Genomic DNA, 22400 nt, shown 5'->3' with positions numbered 1-22400 from the left:
CTATTGGACCTCGACCACAGTGCCCTGCAAACGCTGCAAGGCTTCGTTCACCGCTTGCGGCATCAGTTGGCGCAGGCAATTGTAATGGCCGAAACGGCAGGTGCGATCGAAGCACGGGCTGCACTCGATGCCCAGACGCACGATCTCGACATGCTCGGCCAGCGGTGGCGTGAAACCCGGCGAGGTCGAACCGTAGACCGCCACCAGCGGACGGTTCAACGCGGCAGCAACGTGCATCAGCCCGGAATCGTTGGAGACCACCGAATCAGCGCAGGAGAGCAGGTCGATGGCCTCGGCCAGCGAAGTGCCGCCGCTGAGGTTCACCGACTCTTCGCGCAAGCCGGGAATCAACCGGGAACGGATGTCTTCACCCACGGCGTGATCGTTTTTCGAGCCGAACAGCCAGACTTGCCAACCGTCACGGATCTTCGCCTCGGCCACCTTGGCGTAATGCTCGGACGGCCAGCGTTTGGATTCGCCGAACTCTGCACCGGGGCACAGCGCCAGCACCGGACGATCGAGGGTCAGGCCGAACCTGGCCAGCGCTGCCTCGCGAGTGCCCGGGTCGATCTGCAGGCTCGGGCGTGGATACGGTTTCGGCAGTTCAACACCCGGCTCGAAGGCCAGCGCCATGAAACGCTCGATCATCAGCGGGTAACGGTCCTTGTCCAGCGTGCGCACATCGTTGAGCAGGCCATAGCGGAACTCGCCACGCCAGCCGGTGCGCTTGGGGATGCCGGCAAAGAACGGCACCAGCGCCGACTTCAGGGAATTGGGCAACAGAATCGCCTGGTCGTATTGCCCGGCAAGGGATTTGCCGATGCGCCGACGGGTCGCCAGCTCCAAGGCGCCGTGGCCGAGCGGGAAGCTCAAGGCCTGGCGAACTTCGGGCATGCGCTCAAGAATCGGCCGGCTCCACTCGGGGGCCAGCACGTCGATTTCGCACTGTGGGTGGCGCTGCTTGAGACACTGAAACAGTGTCTGCGCCATCACCATGTCACCGACCCAACTGGGCCCAACGATCAGAATTTTCATGTGGTTTCCATAAACGAACCGGGGAGGCCTACGCCTCCCCGCCTCGTGAATCTCTGCGGGAGCATGGCAGCTTGCGATGGGTCATCACCTTCAACATTGCTGTCGACTGTCACTCCGCTATCGCGAGCAGGCTCGCTCCCACATTGGGTAATGGTGTACGTCAATCTGCCTGACGCTGCAGATCTACTGTGGGAGCGGGCTTGCCCGCGATGAGGTGGTCACATCCAACATTGATGGTGACTGATACACCGCTATCGCGGGCAAGCCCGCTCCCACAGGGATATTCAGTGCTGCAATAATCCCGTTTCAGCTTAGCCCCAGCTCACGCCAGATTCGCATCACCTGTCGCCGTTCGTCCGCGAACTGATCGCCTGGTATCACCCCCGGATCCTTCTGCAAGGCCTGCCGGTGGGCGGCGGAGCGGTAAGCTTTATAGGCTTCACGCAACAGACTGGCATCTTCGACGGGCATCAGTCCTTCGTGTTCCAGCTCTTCCAGAATGCGAATGTTATCGGTCCAGCGCAGCAATGGCGCGTGCGTTTGCGACCACGCCAGGGCCGCGTATTGCACCATAAATTCAATATCGACGATACCTCCGGCGTCCTGCTTGAGGTCGAAGGGCGCCGTGGCCTCGAAGGCATTTGCCCCGGTACCGGCCGCGGTGCTCTTGGTGCCGAGGTTATCGCGCATCTTGGCGCGCATCTCGCTGACCTCCTGGCGCAGGGTCGGCAAGTCACGCGGTTTGCCCAGTATCGCGGCACGGACTTTTTCGAAAGCCTGGCCGACATCCTGACTGCCGACCAACACCCGCGCCCGCACCAGTGCCTGGTGTTCCCACGTCCAGGCTTCATTTTCCTGATAACGGGCAAACGCCCCCAGTGAACTGACCAAAAGCCCCGACGCACCGGACGGTCGCAGGCGCATATCCACTTCGTACAACTGCCCCGAGTTGGTCTGCGCCGTGAGCAAGTGGATGATCCGCTGCCCAAGCCGGGTGAAAAACTGCGCGCCGTCGATCGGCTTCGGTCCGTCGGTTTCTGCCTGCGGATCACCGTCGTGAATGAACACCAGATCGAGGTCCGAACCATGCCCGAGTTCCAGGCCGCCAACTTTCCCATAACCGACAATGATGAAGCCGGGGTCGCATAAAGAGCCGTCGGTACGCAACGGCGTGCCGTACTTGGCCACCGTTTGCCGCCAGGCCAGGGCCAGTACTTGCTCAAGGATCGCTTCGGCGAGCCAGGTCAGATAATCACTGACCTTCATCAGCGGCAGGCTGCCGGCGATTTCCGATGCGGCGACGCGCAAGCGGTGCGCCAGTTTGAAATGGCGCAGGGCTTCCATCTGCTGTTCGAGATCGTCCTCGGGAATCCGCGTCAGACGTTCACGCAATTCAGCGGCCAGCTCCGGAGCCAACGGTGGCTTGAACAGTCGGCCTTCGTTGAGCAATTCATCGAGCAATAGCGGGAAGCGCGTGATCTGTTCAGCGATCCATGGGCTTGCGGCGCACAAGGTCAGCAAGCGGCGCAACGCCCCAGGGTTTTCGGTCAGCAACACCAGATAGGCAGAACGGCGCGCCACGGCTTCCACCAAGGGCAGCACACGCTCCAGCACCAGGTCCGGGTTGGCGTGCTCCACCGCCTGGGCCAGCAGACGCGGAATAAAGGCATCAAGCCGCTCGCGCCCCAGACGCTGCATGGCGCGCAACTGCGGACTGCTGCGCAAGCCGGCCAACGCCCTCAGCGCTTTGGGCGCATCGGCGAAACCGCCCTCCTCCAGCTGACGGCACGCGGCTTCTTCATCCTGGGCCTCCTCCCACAGCGGCAGCCATTCACCGCCGACCACCACTTCACTTTCGCTGCCTTCTTCCTCGTCAGGGTCCGCGATGACCTGACCGAAGTGCCACGCCACCCGACCTCGCCAGTACATCAACTGCTCATGGAACGATGCCCAATCGGCAAAGCCCAACATAAAGGCAATGCGCGCCTGATCCTGAGCGCCATCCGGCAGCATCTGGGTCTGGCGGTCGGCGATCGCCTGGATCGCGTGTTCGGTGTAACGCAGGAACTCGTAGCCTTCGCGCAGCTCGCTGATCACCGCTGGCGGCAGATAGCCCTGCCCTTCCAGTGTCCCCAGTACCTTTAATAGAGGACGTTGTTGCAAGCTCAGGTCGCGGCCACCGTGGATAAGCTGGAATGCCTGGGCGATGAACTCCACTTCACGGATGCCACCGGAACCGAGCTTGATATTGTCGGCCATGCCCTTGCGCCGCACTTCCTGCTGGATCAGCTGCTTCATGGTGCGCAGCGCTTCGATGGCGGAGAAATCCAGGTAGCGCCGGTAAACGAAGGGTCGCAGCATCTCTTGCAGTTGCGCACCGGCGACTTGATCGCCCGCCACCACACGCGACTTGATCATGGCGTAGCGTTCCCAGTCGCGGCCCTGATCCTGGTAATACTGTTCCAGCGCATTGAAGCTCAGCACCAGCGCACCGGCCGAGCCGTAAGGACGCAAACGCATGTCGACACGGAACACGAAACCGTCGACGGTCATCGGGTCCAGCGCCTTGATCAGACGCTGCCCGAGCCGGATGAAAAATTCCTGGTTATCCAGCGGACGTTTCACGCCGACGGTTTCGCCGCCTTCGGGGTAAGCGAATATCAGGTCAATGTCGGACGACAGGTTCAACTCCACCGCACCGAGCTTGCCCATGCCCAGCACCACCATCTGCTGCGGCTCGCCGCTGCGGCGGCCGGTAGGCACGCCGAACTGCTGGCAATGGCGGGTGTACAACCATTGATAGGCCTGGTCGATGCTGGCGTCGGCCATGTCCGACAGATCGCGGCAGGTCTGGACCAGATCAGCCTGGCGGGTCAGGTCGCGCCAGATGATCCGTACCTGATGACGCGCCCGTTGGCGGCGCAAGGCGCGGGCCAGTTGATCATCGGTTTCTGCCGATGCAGCGGCGGCGCCAATCTGCGCACACATCTCACCGACGGCGAAGCGGCGGTCCAGTTCGCCGGACTGCACCAGCTCCAGCAACATCAAAGGGTCACGCACGCTCTGTTCAATGACAAAGTCGCTGGCGGCGGTCACTCGGGCAAATTGAGCCCAGCGCTCTGGGGTCCAGGTGGACAACCCATGATCGTCATCCAGGGCATCGACCGCCGTCCGGAACGACTGCTCGGCGCGGGTGACAAGCGGCAACAGAATGGCGGGCAGTTCGGCAAGCGAAGGGAGGCTCATGGTATATCCTTGATCGGCGTGTATCGGGCTGCATGTAGTGAATTTTCATATTGCACTACCTGAAGGACTGTCGAACAAAAGTTAGAAATAGCTGAAAATTCTTTATTATTGGCAGCCAGCATCAAGCTTTCACCTTTTCTGGTTGGTAAAAGACCAACCTTAACGATTATTCTCACAACACAGTCGGGGGCCAAAAGCCGCTCATCTGTAGTTTTACTACTCGTATATACATTAGTAAGGCTGAAATGCCGGATGATTTGTAGTAAAACTACACACCGCCGGAACAACCTGTCGGCAATCCAAGAATTCATAACGTCTGCCCACAAGGCCAGTCGCTAACTCAGGCAACCGATTCTGGTAGCCTTTCCGCCCTGGAGCAAGCCATGCAAGACCTCGATCCCGTCGAAACCCAGGAATGGCTGGACGCCCTGGAATCGGTTCTCGACAAAGAAGGCGAAGACCGTGCTCACTATCTGATGACCCGTATGGGTGAACTCGCAACCCGCAGCGGTTCGCAGTTGCCTTACGCCATCACCACGCCTTACCGCAACACCATCCCTGTTACCCACGAAGCACGCATGCCTGGCGACCTGTTCATGGAACGCCGCATTCGCTCGCTGGTACGCTGGAACGCAATGGCCATGGTAATGCGTACGAACCTGAAAGATTCTGACCTCGGCGGTCACATCTCCAGCTTCGCTTCCAGTGCGACCCTGTATGACATCGGCTTCAACTACTTCTTCCAGGCCCCGACCGACGAACACGGCGGCGACCTGATCTACTTCCAGGGCCACACCTCGCCAGGCGTTTACGCCCGTGCCTTCATGGAAGGCCGTATCACCGAAGACCAGATGAACAACTTCCGCCAGGAAGTCGACGGTCAGGGCCTGTCGTCCTACCCGCACCCTTGGCTGATGCCTGACTTCTGGCAGTTCCCGACCGTATCCATGGGTCTGGGCCCGATCCAGGCGATCTACCAGGCACGCTTCATGAAGTACCTGGAAGCCCGTGGCTTCATTCCTGCCGGCAAGCAAAAAGTCTGGTGCTTCCTGGGCGACGGCGAGTGCGACGAGCCGGAATCCCTGGGCGCGATCTCCCTGGCTGGCCGCGAAAAGCTGGACAACCTGATCTTCGTCATCAACTGCAACCTGCAGCGCCTCGACGGCCCGGTTCGCGGCAACGGCAAGATCATCCAGGAACTCGAAGGCGTGTTCCGCGGTGCTCAGTGGAACGTGACCAAAGTCATCTGGGGCCGTTTCTGGGACCCACTGCTGGCCAAGGACGTCGACGGCATCCTGCAACGTCGCATGGACGAAGTCATCGACGGCGAGTACCAGAACTACAAAGCCAAAGACGGCGCGTTCGTGCGTGAACACTTCTTCAACTCGCCAGAACTCAAGGCGATGGTTGCAGACCTGTCCGACGACGAGATCTGGAAGCTCAACCGTGGCGGCCACGACCCGTACAAGGTCTACGCGGCGTACCACGAAGCGGTCAATCACAAAGAACAACCAACCGTTATCCTGGCCAAGACCATCAAGGGTTATGGCACCGGTGCCGGCGAAGCGAAAAACACCGCGCACAACACCAAGAAGGTTGATGTTGAAAGCCTGAAGCTGTTCCGCGATCGTTTCGACATTCCGGTCAAGGACGAAGAGCTGGAGAACCTGCCGTTCTTCAAGCCAGAGCCAAACAGCGCCGAAGCCCGCTACCTGAGCGAGCGTCGCACTGCACTGGGCGGTTTCGTGCCGCAGCGTCGCGCGCAAAGCTTCAGCGTACCGACCCCGGACCTGGACACCCTCAAGGCCATCCTCGACGGCTCGGGCGACCGTGAAATTTCCACCACCATGGCTTTCGTGCGCATCCTGGCGCAGCTGGTCAAGGACAAGGAAATCGGTCCGCGCATCGTCCCGATCATTCCTGACGAAGCCCGTACCTTCGGTATGGAAGGCATGTTCCGTCAGTTGGGCATCTACTCGTCCGTCGGCCAGCTCTACGAGCCAGTCGATAAAGACCAGGTGATGTTCTACAAGGAAGACAAGAAGGGCCAGATTCTCGAAGAAGGCATCAACGAAGCGGGCGCCATGAGCTCCTTCATCGCTGCCGGTACTTCGTACTCCAGCCACAACCAGCCGATGCTGCCGTTCTACATCTTCTACTCGATGTTCGGCTTCCAGCGTATCGGTGACCTGGCCTGGGCCGCTGGCGACAGCCGCACCCGTGGCTTCCTGATCGGCGGCACCGCCGGCCGTACCACCCTCAACGGTGAAGGCCTGCAGCACGAAGACGGTCACAGCCACCTGCTGGCTGCCACCATCCCGAACTGCCGCACCTACGATCCAACCTACGGCTACGAGCTGGCGGTGATCATTCAGGACGGCATGAAGAAGATGACCGAAGAGCAACAGGACGTCTTCTACTACATCACCGTGATGAACGAGTCGTACCAGCAGCCAGCCATGCCGGCCGGTGCCGAAGAAGGCATCAAGAAAGGCATGTACCTGCTCGAAGAAGACACCCGCGAAGCGGCGCACCACGTTCAACTGATGGGCTCCGGCACCATCCTGCGTGAAGTCCGTGAAGCAGCGAAGATCCTGCGTGAAGAGTTCAACGTCGGCGCCGACGTGTGGAGCGTTACCAGCTTCAACGAACTGCGTCGCGATGGCCTGGCCGTAGAGCGCAGCAACCGTCTGCACCCTGGTCAGAAGCCTAAGCTGAGCTATGTGGAAGAGTGCCTGAACGGCCGTAAAGGTCCGGTCATCGCCTCTACCGACTACATGAAACTGTTCGCCGAGCAGATCCGTCAGTGGGTACCGTCCAAGGAATTCAAAGTCCTGGGCACCGATGGTTTCGGCCGCAGCGACAGCCGCAAGAAACTGCGTCATTTCTTCGAAGTTGACCGTCATTTCGTGGTGTTGGCAGCCCTGGAAGCACTGGCTGACCGTGGTGACATCGAACCTAAGGTTGTGGCTGAAGCCATCGCCAAGTTCGGTATCAACCCGGAAAAACTCAACCCACTGGACTGCTGAGGAGAGATTTTGTGAGCGAACTCATTCGCGTACCTGACATCGGCAGCGGTGAAGGTGAAGTAATTGAACTGTTTGTGAAGGTCGGCGACCGTATCGAAGCCGAGCAGAGCATCCTGACGCTGGAATCGGACAAGGCGAGCATGGAAGTGCCTGCGCCGAAGGCCGGTATCGTCAAGAGCCTGAAAGTGAAGCTGGGCGATCGCCTGAAAGAAGGCGACGAACTGCTGGAGCTGGAAGTCGAAGGTGCCGCTGATGCGGCCCCTGCGGCTGCCGCTGCGCCAGCGGCAAAAGCAGAAGCCAAACCGGCTGCTGCTCCTGCCGCCGCGGCTCCTGCTGCCCCTGCTGCTGCGCCGGCTGCCGCCAGCGTTCAGCAAGTGCACGTACCGGACATCGGTTCGTCGGGCAAGGCCCAGATCATCGAAATCCAGGTCAAGGTCGGCGACACCGTCGAGGCTGATCAGTCGCTGATCACTCTGGAGTCCGACAAGGCCAGCATGGAAATCCCGTCGCCTGCCGCTGGCGTGGTCAAGGCCATCAGCGTCAAGCTCAACGACGAAGTCGGCACGGGCGACCTGATTCTGGATCTGGAAGTGGCGGGTGCTGCGGCACCGGCTGCTGCCGCTCCGGCCCAGGCTGCTGCGCCTGCCGCCGCTCCTGCGCCAGCCGCTGCCGCTCCGGCTGCACCGGTAGCCGACAACGTCCAGGACATCCACGTGCCGGATATCGGTTCGGCGGGCAAGGCCAAGATCATCGAAGTCCTGGTCAAGGCCGGCGACAGCGTTGAAGCCGACCAGTCGCTGATCACCCTGGAATCCGACAAGGCCAGCATGGAAATCCCGTCGCCAGCCGCTGGCGTAGTGGAAAGCGTTTCCATCAAGCTCGATGACGAAGTCGGTACCGGCGACCTGATCCTCAAACTGAAAGTCAAAGGCGTTGCACCGACGGCTGCTCCGGCACCGGCCGCTGCTGCACCGAGCACTGCAGCTCCAGCCGCTGCTCCCGCTCCTGCCGCAGCCACACCGGTTGCTACCCCGGCCGCTGCTCCAGCCAAGCCCGGCGCCAAAGTTCACGCGGGCCCGGCCGTGCGTCAACTGGCCCGTGAGTTCGGCGTCGAGCTGAGCGCCGTTGGCGCCAGCGGTCCACACGGTCGCATCCTGAAAGAAGACGTGCAGGTTTACGTCAAAGCCATGATGCAGAAGGCCAAGGAAGCTCCGGCCGCTGCTGCCGGCGCAACCGGTGGCGCGGGCATCCCGCCGATCCCGGTCGTCGACTTCAGCCGTTTTGGCGAAATCGAAGAAGTGCCGATGACTCGCCTGATGCAAATCGGTGCGTCGAGCCTGCACCGCAGCTGGTTGAACATTCCGCACGTGACTCAGTTCGATTCGGCTGATATCACCGAGCTGGAGGCGTTCCGTGTCGCACAGAAAGCCGTTGCAGAGAAGGCCGGCGTCAAGCTGACCATCCTGCCGTTGCTGCTCAAGTCGTGCGCACACATGCTCAAGGAGCTGCCGGACTTCAACAGTTCGCTGGCACCAAGCGGCAAGGCGATCATCCGCAAGAAATACGTCAACATCGGCTTCGCCGTAGACACCCCGGATGGCTTGCTGGTACCGGTCATCAAGAACGTCGACCAGAAGAGCCTGTTGCAACTGGCTGCCGAAGCCGCCGCGCTGGCCGCCAAGGCCCGCGACAAGAAGCTCACCGCTGACGATATGCAAGGTGCCTGCTTCACCATTTCCAGCCTCGGCCACATTGGCGGCACCGGCTTCACGCCGATCGTCAACGCGCCGGAAGTGGCGATCCTCGGTGTTTCCAAGGCAACCATCCAGCCCGTCTGGGACGGCAAAGCCTTCCAGCCGAAACTGATGCTGCCGCTGTCGCTGTCCTACGATCACCGTGTGATCAACGGCGCCGCTGCCGCACGCTTCACCCAGCGTCTGGGCAGCCTGCTGGCGGACATCCGCACCATCCTGCTGTAAGACCGGCCGGCCCTCCTTCACCGGAGGGCCCGCCGCGTTTCACGTTTTCCGAGCGCCACGCTCGTACCTCAACCCCGCCAATTTGGCGGGGCTTTTTTTGCCTCCGGAAAAGTACATTCCTACATTCGTGGCTTAAATCGCCCACAACTTAGGTCCACTTTAGCTCGATATTTTTTCCGCCCGACTATTTAGGCTTAGTTCAATAGCCGCCAACAGCGCAGGCACCCTCCACAACATCATTTCGAATGGACTCGAATATGTTAAAACCGACTATCGGCCCAATACTCGGGCACACAACAACTGAGCAAGCGCGCATTTTCCTGCGTGGCGCATGGCAAAAAGACCAATTTGTATTTGCAGGCATCCGTTATCGCCGGGTTGGCGACCAATACTGGAACAAAGGCTTATTCATTCAACTGACGCCGTCACGCGACATGTCAGGCGTCATCGTTCTGCATGATCTGGCCGCCAACACCGAGTACGAATACCAGGCCGGCTGGTTCAGCCCCATGTACCCGCTGCACACCCCGGAAACTGTCCAGGAACTGCCACTGCAATGGCCACGGGATGTTTATCGCCTGCGGACGCAATCCGGCGAAACCACTACACCACGGGCCTATATTGTCGGTTCCTGCCGCTATTTGCGCATGACCGCAGGCCGACCCTCCAACCCACACCTGGGCGACCGGATCTTCGCCTCCATCGACCATCTGGCACAACGCACGACACCGCCGATCAACGCGCTGCTGATGACGGGCGACCAAGTGTATGTCGACGACTTGAACTTCATCGCCCCGGACAAGGAATACAACGAGATACTTGCCAAATACCGTGCTGCGTTCTCACAACCGCATATTGCGACATTAATGTCCGGCATTCCGACTTACATGATTCTCGATGATCATGAAATTGAAGATAACTGGCCCACCAACAAAAACAGCACTGATGAATCTTTATATAAAAATGCGATGACGGCTTATGAACTTTATCAAGCCAGCCACAGCCCGGCCCATGAACTGAGCGCCAAAGGACAAATAAGCCAATCATTGGGGCGCTATTGGTATCAGTTTTCCAATGGTGATATCGAGTGGTTTGTCACCGACAGTCGAACACGGCGCAATCTCATGGCCAACGACCGGCGCATCCTTGATATCGAACAGGAGCAGGCCTTGTGCGACTGGCTGGTCCACAGCCCGGCACGGGTCAAGTTCGTGGTCACCAGCGTGATGGTCTACCCGGACCGAAAACGCCTGGGCGACGACGCCTGGCAAGCCTTTCCCGAGCAACGCCTGCGGCTGCTGGAAACGATTCGCGCCCATGGCATCAAGAACGTTGTGTTCATTTCCGGCGATGTGCACGGCTCCCTCACCAGTCGACTGACCCACAGCGAAGACCCGGACTTCGAGGTTCACACCATCGTCTCGTCGCCGCTGTGCAACAGCAAACTGCTGCCCTATGCCAAAGCGTCCACCTTCATGCTCGATCAACCGCTGGCCCGAACCGCTGCTGGCGACTACCGACACGAATTGACCAGCGACGTGATCAGCCGGGATAACTTTGCACACCTGATCGTCGATTCGGAACGGATTCAGGTTCGTTATCACGATCGGGATGGCCGGCTTCTAGCGTCGGTCAGGATCGTGTTGCGTTAAACGCAAACGATCGCAACCTGCGGCCGTTCCTTCATTGGGATGGCGCTCACCCGGAGTAGCCGAAGGCTGCGATCTTTGCGCCCAATTGCATTACTTTTGACCTCAATTGAAGAAATCTTCGCTCCGGCCGACACATTCTTATAGCACTTGGCCTTCATGTCTCTTGTCAGTCGGTGTCGCAATGATGCAACCTTGCCGCAGGCAACAGTAAAGAGGGCGAGAGCCCCGGCGCGTTCAGCAAATTCGAAGCGAGTTTCCCTCCATATGAAGAGCCAACCCGATGCCGCCAGCCGTATGGTGGCCGAGGTAGTGACGCAGTTGCCTGTGCCCTCGCGGCTCGGCATGCTGCGTTTCGAACGGCTGAATGAACCTAGCTGGGCGCTGCTGTTTCTTGATCCCAATTGCGAACGCCAGTTCGGCCTGCCGGCCGTGGAGCTCTGCGCTCTAGTCGGCTCGCCCTACGCCAGCCTGATGGAACCGGAGGCACGCTATCAGCTGCATGACGCCGTCCAGCAGCAACTGAGCGAAAGCACCCATTACCTGATCCGCTATACCCTGCACACGGCTTCAGGCTCCCTGAGCCTGCTGGAGCTGGGTGAAGCCTACAAACAACACAATCGACACCTGCTGCGTGGTTACCTGTTGGTGATCGACGGCCTGTTCGATGATGACCCATTGCTGCCGGCCCTTGACCTGGAAAGCCAGAACTCGCGCCTGCAGATCGCCCTGGAGCTCAACCAGCGTGCACAACAGGAACAACTGCTGCACCTGGACCGCGTCCGCGCCCAGCAGGACCTGATCCTGCTGCTGACCCGCCAGCGCTACAGCAGCAACAACTCCCTGCAAGAAGCTGCCGAACTGATCACTCGCAGTGCCTGCGACATTTACGAAATCGACTGCGCCAGCCTGTGGCACCTGGAAGGCTCGCAGCTGGTGCCGATCTCGGCCTATCACCGTTCAACCCAGGAATACCTGCTGCCGGAACCGATCGACGTCAGCGTGTTCCCCGACTATCTCGACGCTTTGCACACCGGCCGCGCCATCGACGCGCACAACGCGATGCGCGACCCGCGCACCCGGGAAATGGCCGAGAGCCTGCGCCCGCGCGATGTCAACGCGATGCTCGACGCCAGTATCCGCGTCGACGGCCAAGTGGTCGGCGTATTGTGCCTGGAGCAAACCGGTGCAACCCGCGCCTGGCAGTCGGATGAAATCGCGTTCGCCGGCGAACTGGCGGATCAGTTCGCCCAGGTCATCAACAATCACAACCGACGCACCGCCACCAGCGCCCTGCACTTGTTCCAGCGCGCGGTGGAACAAAGCGCCAACGCCTTTTTGCTGGTCAACTGCGACGGCGTGGTGGAGTACGTCAACCCGAGCTTTACCGCGATCACCCAGTACAGCACCGAAGAAGTCCACGGCCAACGCCTGTCGGAACTGCCAGCCCTGGAAAACCTCAGCGAACTGTTGTTCGACGCGCCGTCAGCACTGGCCAAGAGCAACAGCTGGCAGGGTGAATTCAAAAGCCGCCGCAAAAACCTCGAACCCTACTGGGGCCAGCTGTCGATCTCCAAGGTTTACGGCGACAACCGCGAGCTGACCCACTACATCGGCATTTACGAAGACATCACCCAGACCAAGCTCGCTCAGCAACGCATCGAACGCCTGGCCTACACCGACAACCTGACCAACCTCGGTAACCGTCCGGCGTTCATCCGCAACCTCGACGAGCGCTTCGCCCGCGACAGCGATGCGCCCATCAGCCTGCTACTGGTAGACATCGACAACTTCAAGCGGATCAACGACAGCCTAGGCCACCAAACCGGCGACAAGCTGCTGATCAGCCTGGCCCGGCGCTTGCGCAACAGCCTCAGCCCGAGCGGCAGCCTGGCGCGGTTCGCCAGCAACGAGTTTGCCGTGCTGCTGGACAACACCAATCTTGAAACCGGCCAGCAGATCGCCAGCCAATTGTTGACGACCCTCGACAAACCGATGTTCGTCGACAATCAGTTGATCAGCGTGACCGGCTCCGTCGGCCTGGCCTGCGCCCCGCTGCACGGTCGCGATCCGCAGACCCTGATGCGTAACGCCGGGTTGGCGCTGCACAAGGCCAAGGCCAACGGCAAGCATCAGGTGCAGGTATTCACCGAAGCCTTGAACGCCGAAGCCAGTTACAAGCTGTTCGTCGAGAACAACCTGCGTCGCGCCTTGACCCAGAACGAGCTGGACGTGTTCTATCAGCCCAAGCTGTGCCTGCGCAGCGGTCGCCTGCTGGGCATGGAAGCGCTGCTGCGCTGGGACCATCCGGAAAAAGGCATGATCCGCCCGGACCAGTTCATCAGCGTCGCGGAAGAAACCGGCCTGATCATCCCGATCGGCAAATGGATCGCCCGTCAGGCCTGCCGCATGAGCAAAACGCTGAGCGCCGCCGGACTGGGCGATCTTCAGGTAGCGATCAACCTGTCACCCAAGCAGTTTTCCGACCCGGACCTGGTGGCCTCCATCGCCAATATCCTCAAGGAAGAAGCACTGCCGGCGCACCTGCTGGAACTGGAACTGACCGAAGGCTTGCTGCTTGAAGCCACCGAAGACACCCACTTGCAACTCGACCAACTCAAGCGCCTGGGCCTGACCCTGGCGATGGACGACTTCGGTACCGGTTACTCGTCGCTCAGTTACCTGAAAAAATTCCCCATCGACATCATCAAGATCGATCGAAGCTTCATCCACGAAATCCCGGACAATCAGGACGACATGGAAATCACCTCCGCGGTGATCGCCATGGCGCACAACCTGAAGCTCAAAGTCGTGGCGGAAGGCATCGAGACGGCAGCACAACTGGCGTTCCTGCGTCGCCACCGCTGTGACGTAGGCCAGGGCTACCTGTTCGACCAGCCGATCCCCGGCGCCGAGCTGATTGAAAAGCTCAAGCGCTACCCCCGTGGCCCAATCGCCTGACAGCGAGCCAACACTCGGGCAAACTGCATCCCTAAACATTCCAACGACTGAGAGGACTGATGATGGTTCTGCGCTCGGAAATTCTGGTGAACAAAAACGTGCTCCCTACCAAAGAACAAGCTCTGCCTGGCCGCGAAACCCCGATCAAGGTTCCGGACGAACATTTCGTCAACAAAAACCCATTGCTCGGCCCGTTCCCCGGCAACGTCGAATTCGCCATCTTCGGCCTGGGCTGCTTCTGGGGCGCGGAACGCCGCTTCTGGCAACGTGAAGGCGTGTACAGCACCGCGGTGGGCTACGCCGGCGGCTACACACCCAACCCGACCTACGAAGAAGTCTGCTCGGGCCTGACCGGCCACACCGAGGTAGTACTGGTGGTTTATGAGCCGGAGAAAGTCAGCTACGAAGAGCTGTTGAAGATGTTCTGGGAACTGCACAACCCGACGCAAGGCATGCGCCAGGGCAACGATATTGGCACCCAGTATCGTTCGGTGATCTACGCCACAAAACCGGAACAACTGGAAGCGGCGAAGAAGAGCGCGCAGGTGTTCCAGGTTGAACTGACCAAGGCCGGCAAGGGCATCATCACCACCGAAATCGACGAAGCCCCGACCTTCTACTACGCCGAGGCGTATCACCAGCAATACCTGGCCAAGAATCCGGAAGGTTATTGCGGTATTGGCGGTACAGGCGTGACCTGCCCGATCTGATTCAGCATTACCTCTGTGGTGAGGGAGCTTGCTCCCTCACCATATGTTATTCGGCAATCAACCAATCCATCTGCCACCCACCCTGAGTCTGTCCCAGCTTCTGGGACAACCACGGCAGCAGCTCACGCAATTCTTCTTCCAGACCCCACGGCGGATTGGCGATTGCCAGCCCGGAGCCATTCAGGGTGTTCGGCGTATCCAGCGGATGCACCAGCAACTCCACACGCAACAACTTCGGGGCGCCGGTGCCGGCCAGGTCCTGATAGAAACGACGCAAGGCGCGCTGATCCTTTACCGGATACCAGATCGCCGCCACGGTTTGACGCATGCGGCCAATCGCCTCTTTCAGAGACGCCGCGCAACGCTGCATTTCGTCGAGTTTTTCGAACGGCGGGTCGATCAACATCACCGCACGCTTCTCCGGCACCGGCAGCAAGGCACGCGACACATGCCAACCTTCGCCCAGGTGCACCTTCACGCGACGATCACCGGCCATGTTGTCCTTGAGCAGCAGGCCGTCTTCCGGATGCTTTTCATTGAGCAACACGCGGTCCTGCTTACGCGTCAGGCGCCGCGCCAATTCCGGAGAACCCGGGTAATAGCGCAATTGCCCATCCGGGTTCATCTCGTGCAGCACCTGCATGTAGTCCGCGGTCAGGATCGGCAGATCCGGCTGATCCCACAAACGCGCGATGCCTTCCAGATACTCACCGGTACGGCTGGCCTGATCACCCTGCAGGTCATACAGACCAATACCGGCGTGAGTATCGAGATAGGCAAACGGCTGCTCCTTGCGCGACATCAGGGCGATGAGGCGGGTCAAGGTCAGGTGTTTGAACACATCGGCGTGATTGCCGGCATGGAAGGCGTGACGATAATTCATGGCTGCTCCTGCGAAGGCCGGGAAGTTTACCTTTTACCGGCCGGCAAGTCAGGGGTTCACGGCTGAGCGGCTGGGCACGTTTGGCCAGCCGGACATAAAACCTGTGGCGAGGGAGCTTGCTCCCGGTGGGCTGCGAAGCGGCCCCAAGCCTGCAAACCGGAACCGCCTGACACACCTTAATCCCAAGTTTACGACTGCTGCGCAGCCGGACGGGAGCAAGCTCCCTCGCCACAAAAGCCGTGCAACTTTAAGGCGAAGGTCGCGCCCGCAACCGCCGTCCGAGCACATCCAGCACATCACAGCCATCGCGCAACGGAATGGCGCAGAGCAAGGCAAAGTCGCTGAGGATGAACGACTCACACTCGATTGAGCCACGCATGGAAAGGTTCTCAAGCACTTGGGTGACGGCTTGAATGCGGTAGCTGGCAGCGTCGTACAAAAACGTCGAGCGGCGCGTGAGTGTCGACGAACAGGGTCGGCATGTCGTCGCAATTGCTGGTGAGGGCCATGAAACGGTTTTCGGGATGGGGGATCGGTTTTTCGTAGGGTGGATCGGGATGAAGTTTTGTCATTTTTTTACTTCCTAACGTATGGACTGGAGCCGTTACCCTTCGCTTCCACGCAATAGGTGGCGGCCGTACGAGGGTGTGGAAGACCGGGACGTTAGGCACCCGGCGCACTCGAAAGCGCCCCGCGCACAGCCACCATAAAACACAGGCGTAAAAGACGCCGAATGGTAAAACTGATGCACCTAACTATAGAAGGCTTCCACACCCTGCCACTCAACTTCAGTGACAGGCAAAAGACTATCGATGAGTTCTGCGCTGCACCAGCTCATGAAAGCCGCTACGTTTTGAAGGAAACTTCCGAAGGCTTTGCCCGGAAATTTCGTACATCCGTCAGGATGTTTTGCTCAAATACCAGTTGGAAAAAAATCGACTCTTTCAACATATAAATCAACAACCATCGGAATGTTTCCCGCAAACCCAATTATCTCAACAAGGATCACTGAACCAGCCACCTCAAAAGCCATCATTCCTTCTGCATCGACTGAGACCATATTCCCCGTCAATTTTATCAAGCCATCCACGAAACCAATGAAGCAGTCGTCATTTGATGCCCGATGCGCACTTCTCCCCCAAAAAACGCTTTGTTCGATTTCCAGCTCAACATCATGAATTTCACCTATTTTCGGTTGCACACCATTCCAAATGGCGGCTGCTTTACCAATGTCAGTAGAAAATGTCACAAGGATCTCTTCAGCAATGTGAGCCACATTATCTATAGTCACTTTCATTGTTTTTTCTTCGCCAATGGAACACGTACAACGGTATTTTCTACGTTCATAACATTCCCTTTCAATTCAAGCATCCACCTTTCCTCGTGGTAATGGTGCTTACTCGGGTTGCCACCCATTTCATGAGCCCCATAGCGGATGCTTCTGGTCCCATCAGCTGAAACCAGGCGGTCAGGATCCGGGGTACTCGTCCGAGGGTGTTTGTTTGTATATGGTCCTTCACCCAAAAACTCTTCCCATTTACTGGTCGCCTCCTGTGGTTTGACTGGTTTGTCTGCAAAAACCTCTTTGTGATACCCCGCACTTGGAATTTGAGGTTCTCCTTCAATTGCCACTGTCTTTTTCGAGGGCTCCTGATCCTCCATTGACGGGCTCTTGCAACCATCGCCTCCCGGACAATTCCCGCTCAACCCCAACGGATCCACCCACCCCGTCGGATTCGGCGTGTACCGATACGCGTTCAACCCACCCGCCAGCTTCACCGGATCCGGCGTCAGGTAGCGCCCGGTATCCGGGTGGTAATAGCGATGGCGGTTGTAGTGCAGCCCGCTTTCGGCGTCGAAGTACTGGCCCTGGAAACGCAGCGGCTGCTCAAGCTGTTCACCGCCGCCGTGGGTGATTTGGCTGACTTTGCCGTAGCCGGTGTACCTCGCCGACCAGACGATCTCCCCGCTGTAGTCGGTCAGTTCCTGCGGGGTGCCGAGGTGGTCGAGGTGGTAGTAGAACGGACAGGCGTGTTTCGGGCGGGAAGCTGTCGAGCTCGAGCTCAATGCGGGCGATGCAGTCCATCAATTCAGCTCTGCAAACAGGTAATCCACCAACGCCGTCCTGGATGCGTCAGGCAGGCCTGGGGTTTGCAGAAACACCGCGATTTTGTGGTGCAAAACAGCCTCGGAAAACGCGTCGAACAAATCCGGGCGGTCCTCGCTCAACCACTTCAGCAGATTGTTGATCAACGGTGCTGCAGACTCAGCAGCGAGCACTCGCAGCAGCGCTTCGGGGACTTCCCACCAAGGAAAATCCCTGGAGGCTTTCAGCGAGCCACCGCCAATTTCCAGCGGCTGACCATTGACCAGGCAGCGCTCGATCAGCGGCATCAATTCCGCTGCATCGATTTCGGCAGACTGCAGAATCGGCAACAGAAATCGCCCGTCCCAGAACCGAAAGAACGCCGAACTACCATTGGGCATCAACACTTGCGTCAGACTGCACAAATGCTCGATCAGCGCCGCCGGACTTGCAGAAGAAACTGCCAGCCAACCCCAATCGCGCGACTCGGTGCAGGCGGCCCACGCCATAAACTCACTGCCGGGATCGACAACCGCGACATAGGGCATGACCGACTCCCACTCGGCGTAAACGGTATTCGCCCAGATAGGACACGGAGCCTGAGCCGGGCCGTAGCGTTGCCAGGCCTTGAAGGGTTCAGCGGAGCTGGTGTTACTGAAAACGGCAAACAACTGTTCCCCAGGCTTGAGCGGTTGGCGCTCAAGCCAAAGGTGAGGTGACAACGATTCAGGCGGCACAGAAACCCTCCTTGCAACGCGCACAAACCTCACAGAACGGCGCGGCGCTTTTCAGGCTCAAAACTTGTGCTGGGCTGAGTGTTTCAAGTGTTCTTTGAACGGTCGAAGCGTCTGATGCCGACATCGGCGCGCCCCCAACTTCAATGGGCACGCTGCTGAAAATCCCCGCCGGGCCAATGTTGATCCAGTGCCCGCCCGATTGGATCGTGGTGTTGTCACCGCCGTTGATAACGACCATCTGGCCGGCACTGACATGCACTTTCCCGCTCGCGCTGAGCGATTGGTTGCTGACGCGGACATGGCGGTCGCCGTGAACGTGAAGGCGGTCTATTGAGGCAAGCCCTTCGGCGCTGCCGACGAGTACGCTGCGCTGGTTGCCGACCTGAACATGCATGTCCCCCAGCACGTCCTGATTCCAGTTGCGCTGGGCGCGCAAGTAGATTTCCTCGGCCCCTTTGCGGTCCTCGATGCGCATTTCGTTGTAGCCGCTGCCCCCGGGACTGCTGCGCGAACGGAAAATGCTGCGGGTCTTGTCGGCCGGTAGATTCAGCGGCACCGGGTTCACGGCGTTGGGCAGGCAACCCATCACCAGCGGCTTGTCGGCATCGCCATCAACAAACCCCACCAACACTTCCATGCCGACACGCGGGATCAACACACTGCCATAGCTATCGTGCGCCCAACCGCTGGCCACGCGCAGCCAGCAACTGGAATGTTCATCCAGTTGACCATGGCGGTCCCACATCAAGCGGACCTTGACCCTGCCGAACTCGTCGCAATGGATTTCACTGTCTTTCGGACCGCTGACCACGGCGGCTTGATACCCGGCAACTTGAGGCTTGGCGATTAACTGCGGTCGGTAAATGACATCCCACGGCGTTGCCAGAAAGCTGTTGCGATAGCCCTGAAAACCGTCCGCACTGTTGCTCCCCGCCGACTCTTCAAGCACTTGCGGCTGTCGGCCATGGTGTTCAATTTCAGTGAGCAGCCACAGGTTGTTCCATTCCTGCCGGGGATGCTCGGCAAGTTGCAGGAAATGCCCGCTGAGCAAGGCCGATTGCTCACTGCGGCCTTGTGCCAGACGGTAATCCGCACGATGGCGTTCCAACGCCCGTTGAGCCAGGTGCCGGCCAACGTCACGATCATTGAATCGCCCCGGAAAACCGTAGTCTTCCAACACCGGCCATTGCTCGCTGTCGAGACGGCTTTCCAGCTCGAGACGGGGTTGATGGAAGTCGTAATCGCGGCGTGTCACCACGGTGGGGCGGGTTTCCAGGCGAACGTTGAACCAACTGATCACCGTTTCATCTACCGCCATGCCACTGCCTGGTCGGTAGGGTGTCGGGCCAGGCAAACGCGGAAAAACGGTCTGGTCATCGCCGAACACCAACAGGTGCCCATCGCTGCTGTGGTGGAAGTGATAGTGTATCCCCTGCTCGGCGCACAGCCGCTGGATGAATGCCAGGTCACTTTCCGCGTATTGCACGCAGTACTCGCGCTCGGGGTAATCGCCGCCGAGCTGAAAGGCAAAGGCATCACCCAGGATGCCGTGGTCCTTGAAGATCCGGGTGATGATGGCCGGCACACTTTGGTGCTGAAACACCCGCTGGTTGATGCGCTGCCCGAGGTAGGTCAGGCGCGGTACCAGACTGATCTGATAACGGGTCAGACGCCTGCCGGAGTCGCCCTGGCCAACGCGAAAAATCTGACCATGAACACCGTTACCCTGCGCATCAAAACTGAGAAACGCCTGGCGGTGCAGCAGGCTTTCGAGATCGATGTCCGGTCGCTCGCTGACCAGTTCGACGTCAAAACGGTAGGGCTGGCTGATGGCCTCCTTGCCTGAGAACTCAAGCACTTTGAGTTCACTGTGGGCGCCGTCGACGGTCAGCACGAAGCGTGGTTGATTAGCAGAAGCGAACATCCGATGTGTCTCTGCAGAATGAAAGCGGTCGATTCTGCATGAGCATCAAGGCGCCCTGATCAAGAGGCAGGAAATTCAGATTTGCCCTACCGCCACTGAAGCATCGCCCCTCAAAAAACGGTTAATCCGACTACAGACAACTTTGCAGAACCACCAAACCCTGTGGGATTGTGAGTTTCGAAGGCACAAAAAAACGGCCCGCCTCCAAAGGAAGCGGGCCGTTTTTATTCAAGCCATCAGCTCAGCGCTTTCGCTCGTGCCAATTACTTGTTCAGGCGGAAATCCTTCTCGGCAGCAGCGAAACGCTGCAGCATGCCGGCAGTCGGCGCGCCCATTTTGCTGACGATGTAGATTGCCAGGCTGGCGAAGATGAAACCCGGGATGATTTCGTACAGGCCCAGCAGTTCGAAGTGTTTCCAGACGATCACGGTGATCGCGCCGACCAGGATACCGGCCAGTGCGCCGTTGCGGGTCATGTCTTTCCAGATCACGGAGATCAGCACGACCGGACCGAATGCAGCACCGAAACCGGCCCAGGCGTAGCTCACCAGGCCCAGCACACGGTTTTCCGGGTTGGCCGCCAGCGCGATAGCAATCAGGGCAACCAGCAGCACCATGGCGCGACCGACCCAGACCAGTTCAACCTGGGAAGCGGACTTGCGCAGGAAGGTTTTGTAGAAGTCTTCGGTCAGGGCGCTCGAGCACACCAGCAACTGGCAGCTCAGGGTACTCATCACGGCAGCCAGAATGGCCGACAGCAGGACACCGGCTACCCATGGGTTGAACAGGATCTTGGCCAGTTCGATGAAAACACGCTCGTGGTTTTCAGTCACAGGACCGGCCACTTCCGGGTGCGCCGAGAAGTAAGCGATACCGAAGAAACCAACGGCAACGGTGCCGCCCAGGCACAGGATCATCCAGGCCATGGAAATACGACGGGCCTTGGCGATCGACTTAACCGAATCGGCAGCCATGAAACGCGCCAGGATGTGCGGTTGACCGAAGTAGCCCAGGCCCCAGCCCATCAGCGAGATGATGCCGATGAAGGTCGTGCCCTTGAGCATGTCGAAGTTGCTTGGATCTTGCGCTTCGATGGCCAGGAACGTGGTGTCGACGCCACCGGTCGCCAGCAGGACGATGATCGGCGTCAGCAACAGCGCAAAAATCATCAGGGTGGCTTGTACGGTGTCGGTCCAGCTCACTGCCAGGAAACCACCGATAAAGGTGTAGGCAATCGTCGCCGCAGCACCGGCCCACAGCGCTGTCTCGTAAGACATGCCGAAGGTGCTTTCGAACAGACGGGCACCGGCCACGATGCCAGAGGCGCAGTAGATGGTGAAGAACACCAGGATCACGACCGCAGAGATAATGCGCAGCAGACCGCTTTTGTCTTCAAAGCGGCTGGCGAAGTAATCCGGCAGGGTCAGGGCATCACCGTTGTGCTCGGTTTGCACGCGCAGACGACCGGCGACAAACAGCCAGTTCAGATAAGCACCGATCACCAGGCCGATGGCGATCCAGCTTTCAGACAGACCGGACATGTAGATGGCGCCCGGCAGGCCCATCAACAACCAGCCGCTCATGTCGGAAGCACCGGCAGACAGTGCAGTCACGACGCTGCCCAGGCTACGGCCGCCCAGAATGTAGTCAGAAAGGTTGTTGGTGGAGCGATAGGCCATCAGGCCGATCAGCACCATTGCTGCGATATAGATCACGAACGTGATCAGTGTTGGATTGCTTACGCTCATTATGTGACGCCCTGGCTTTGTTTTTATGTAGCGGCGGCTGGTGAACCGCTCGCAAACGGTGACGTTTGACAGACGATCCGGATCCCGCGCATTTATGACTGATGTTTCCCCAGGAAAGCCATCAGCCGGTACACCGGTCTCTTCGACGGTTGCACCTTGGGCGCGAATGCTATTCAACAAAGCAAATAAGGTGCAACCCATTTCGTCCAAATAAGTTGCACCCAGTCGGAAATATAATTCCAAAGGCCGTTTTTGCTCCTTTTCGGAGCAAGAATCACCGCCGACCAAACCAAAAAGCACCAAGTGAATGCAGCACTGGCGTACCAGAAATTATTTCCTGACGAGCTGCGTATTATTCCGACAAAAAAAGGGTTGCACCCGGTTGCACCTCTTCGGTCGCGCGGCTAATCTTG

At 59.1% G+C, this 22400-nt stretch carries 12 protein-coding genes and 2 pseudogenes; 5 read left to right on the top strand and 9 right to left on the bottom strand.

Annotation, left to right across the window (positions count from 1 at the left end):
• Together waaF and glnE are read right to left on the bottom strand one after the other, a co-directional pair.
• On the bottom strand, nt 1-1035 hold the full coding sequence (waaF, locus tag BVK86_RS15720) for a lipopolysaccharide heptosyltransferase II (RefSeq protein ID WP_075947291.1): 1035 nt from the start codon (nt 1033-1035) through the stop codon (nt 1-3).
• Between the two features lie 306 nt (nt 1036-1341).
• Complete coding sequence (gene glnE, locus BVK86_RS15715) at nt 1342-4281, bottom strand: bifunctional [glutamate--ammonia ligase]-adenylyl-L-tyrosine phosphorylase/[glutamate--ammonia-ligase] adenylyltransferase (protein WP_075947290.1); 2940 nt, start codon at nt 4279-4281, stop codon at nt 1342-1344.
• Between the two features lie 383 nt (nt 4282-4664).
• Here glnE and aceE point away from each other — a divergent pair, with 383 nt between their 5' ends.
• From aceE to msrA, 5 genes are all read left to right on the top strand, one after another.
• Entirely contained in the window at nt 4665-7310 is a 2646-nt protein-coding gene (aceE, locus tag BVK86_RS15710) for a pyruvate dehydrogenase (acetyl-transferring), homodimeric type (protein WP_075947289.1), read from the top strand.
• An 11-nt stretch (nt 7311-7321) separates the two neighbouring features.
• The gene (gene aceF / locus BVK86_RS15705) at nt 7322-9289 is read left to right on the top strand and encodes a dihydrolipoyllysine-residue acetyltransferase (protein WP_075947288.1); all 1968 of its coding nucleotides are present in this window, start codon (nt 7322-7324) and stop codon (nt 9287-9289) included.
• 257 nt (nt 9290-9546) lie between these two features.
• Complete coding sequence (locus tag BVK86_RS15700; RefSeq protein ID WP_075947287.1) at nt 9547-10941, top strand: alkaline phosphatase D family protein; 1395 nt, start codon at nt 9547-9549, stop codon at nt 10939-10941.
• Between the two features lie 264 nt (nt 10942-11205).
• Nucleotides 11206-13899 carry a sensor domain-containing phosphodiesterase gene (locus tag BVK86_RS15695; protein ID WP_075947286.1) on the top strand — a complete coding sequence of 898 codons (2694 nt, stop codon included), beginning with the start codon at nt 11206-11208 and terminating at the stop codon, nt 13897-13899.
• Nucleotides 13900-13961: 62 nt separating this feature from the next.
• Nucleotides 13962-14609: a peptide-methionine (S)-S-oxide reductase MsrA gene (msrA, locus tag BVK86_RS15690; protein WP_075947336.1), complete on the top strand. Its 648-nt coding sequence runs from the start codon at nt 13962-13964 to the stop codon at nt 14607-14609.
• A 46-nt stretch (nt 14610-14655) separates the two neighbouring features.
• On the opposite strand, the gene BVK86_RS15685 is transcribed toward msrA, so the two are convergent.
• The 7 genes and pseudogenes from BVK86_RS15685 to putP all read right to left on the bottom strand — a co-directional run bounded on the left by BVK86_RS15685 (nt 14656) and on the right by putP (nt 21987).
• Nucleotides 14656-15492: a 23S rRNA (adenine(2030)-N(6))-methyltransferase RlmJ gene (locus BVK86_RS15685; protein ID WP_075947285.1), complete on the bottom strand. Its 837-nt coding sequence runs from the start codon at nt 15490-15492 to the stop codon at nt 14656-14658.
• 247 nt (nt 15493-15739) lie between these two features.
• A pseudogene (locus tag BVK86_RS15680) lies at nt 15740-16064 on the bottom strand (hypothetical protein).
• Nucleotides 16065-16405: 341 nt separating this feature from the next.
• Nucleotides 16406-16789 (bottom strand): hypothetical protein, encoded by a 384-nt coding sequence (locus BVK86_RS15675; protein WP_075947284.1) that lies wholly within the window; start codon nt 16787-16789, stop codon nt 16406-16408.
• 391 nt (nt 16790-17180) lie between these two features.
• Nucleotides 17181-17532: pseudogene (locus BVK86_RS30165) on the bottom strand (RHS repeat-associated core domain-containing protein); the annotation flags it as partial.
• 45 nt (nt 17533-17577) lie between these two features.
• Nucleotides 17578-18315 (bottom strand): DUF4123 domain-containing protein, encoded by a 738-nt coding sequence (locus BVK86_RS15665; protein ID WP_075947283.1) that lies wholly within the window; start codon nt 18313-18315, stop codon nt 17578-17580.
• Entirely contained in the window at nt 18305-20239 is a 1935-nt protein-coding gene (locus tag BVK86_RS15660) for a type VI secretion system Vgr family protein (protein WP_075947282.1), read from the bottom strand. The genes BVK86_RS15665 and BVK86_RS15660 overlap by 11 nt, the downstream gene beginning before the upstream one ends.
• 263 nt (nt 20240-20502) lie before the next feature.
• A complete protein-coding gene (gene putP, locus BVK86_RS15655) occupies nt 20503-21987 on the bottom strand; it encodes a sodium/proline symporter PutP (RefSeq protein ID WP_075947281.1) in 1485 nt (494 codons plus the stop codon).
• Nucleotides 21988-22400 lie beyond the last annotated feature (413 nt).

Origin of the sequence: Pseudomonas reinekei, from assembly GCF_001945365.1 — a bacterium.
In the GTDB taxonomy this organism is placed as follows: Bacteria; Pseudomonadota; Gammaproteobacteria; order Pseudomonadales; family Pseudomonadaceae; genus Aquipseudomonas; species Aquipseudomonas reinekei.
This window is presented reverse-complemented; position numbering and strand designations above follow the sequence as displayed.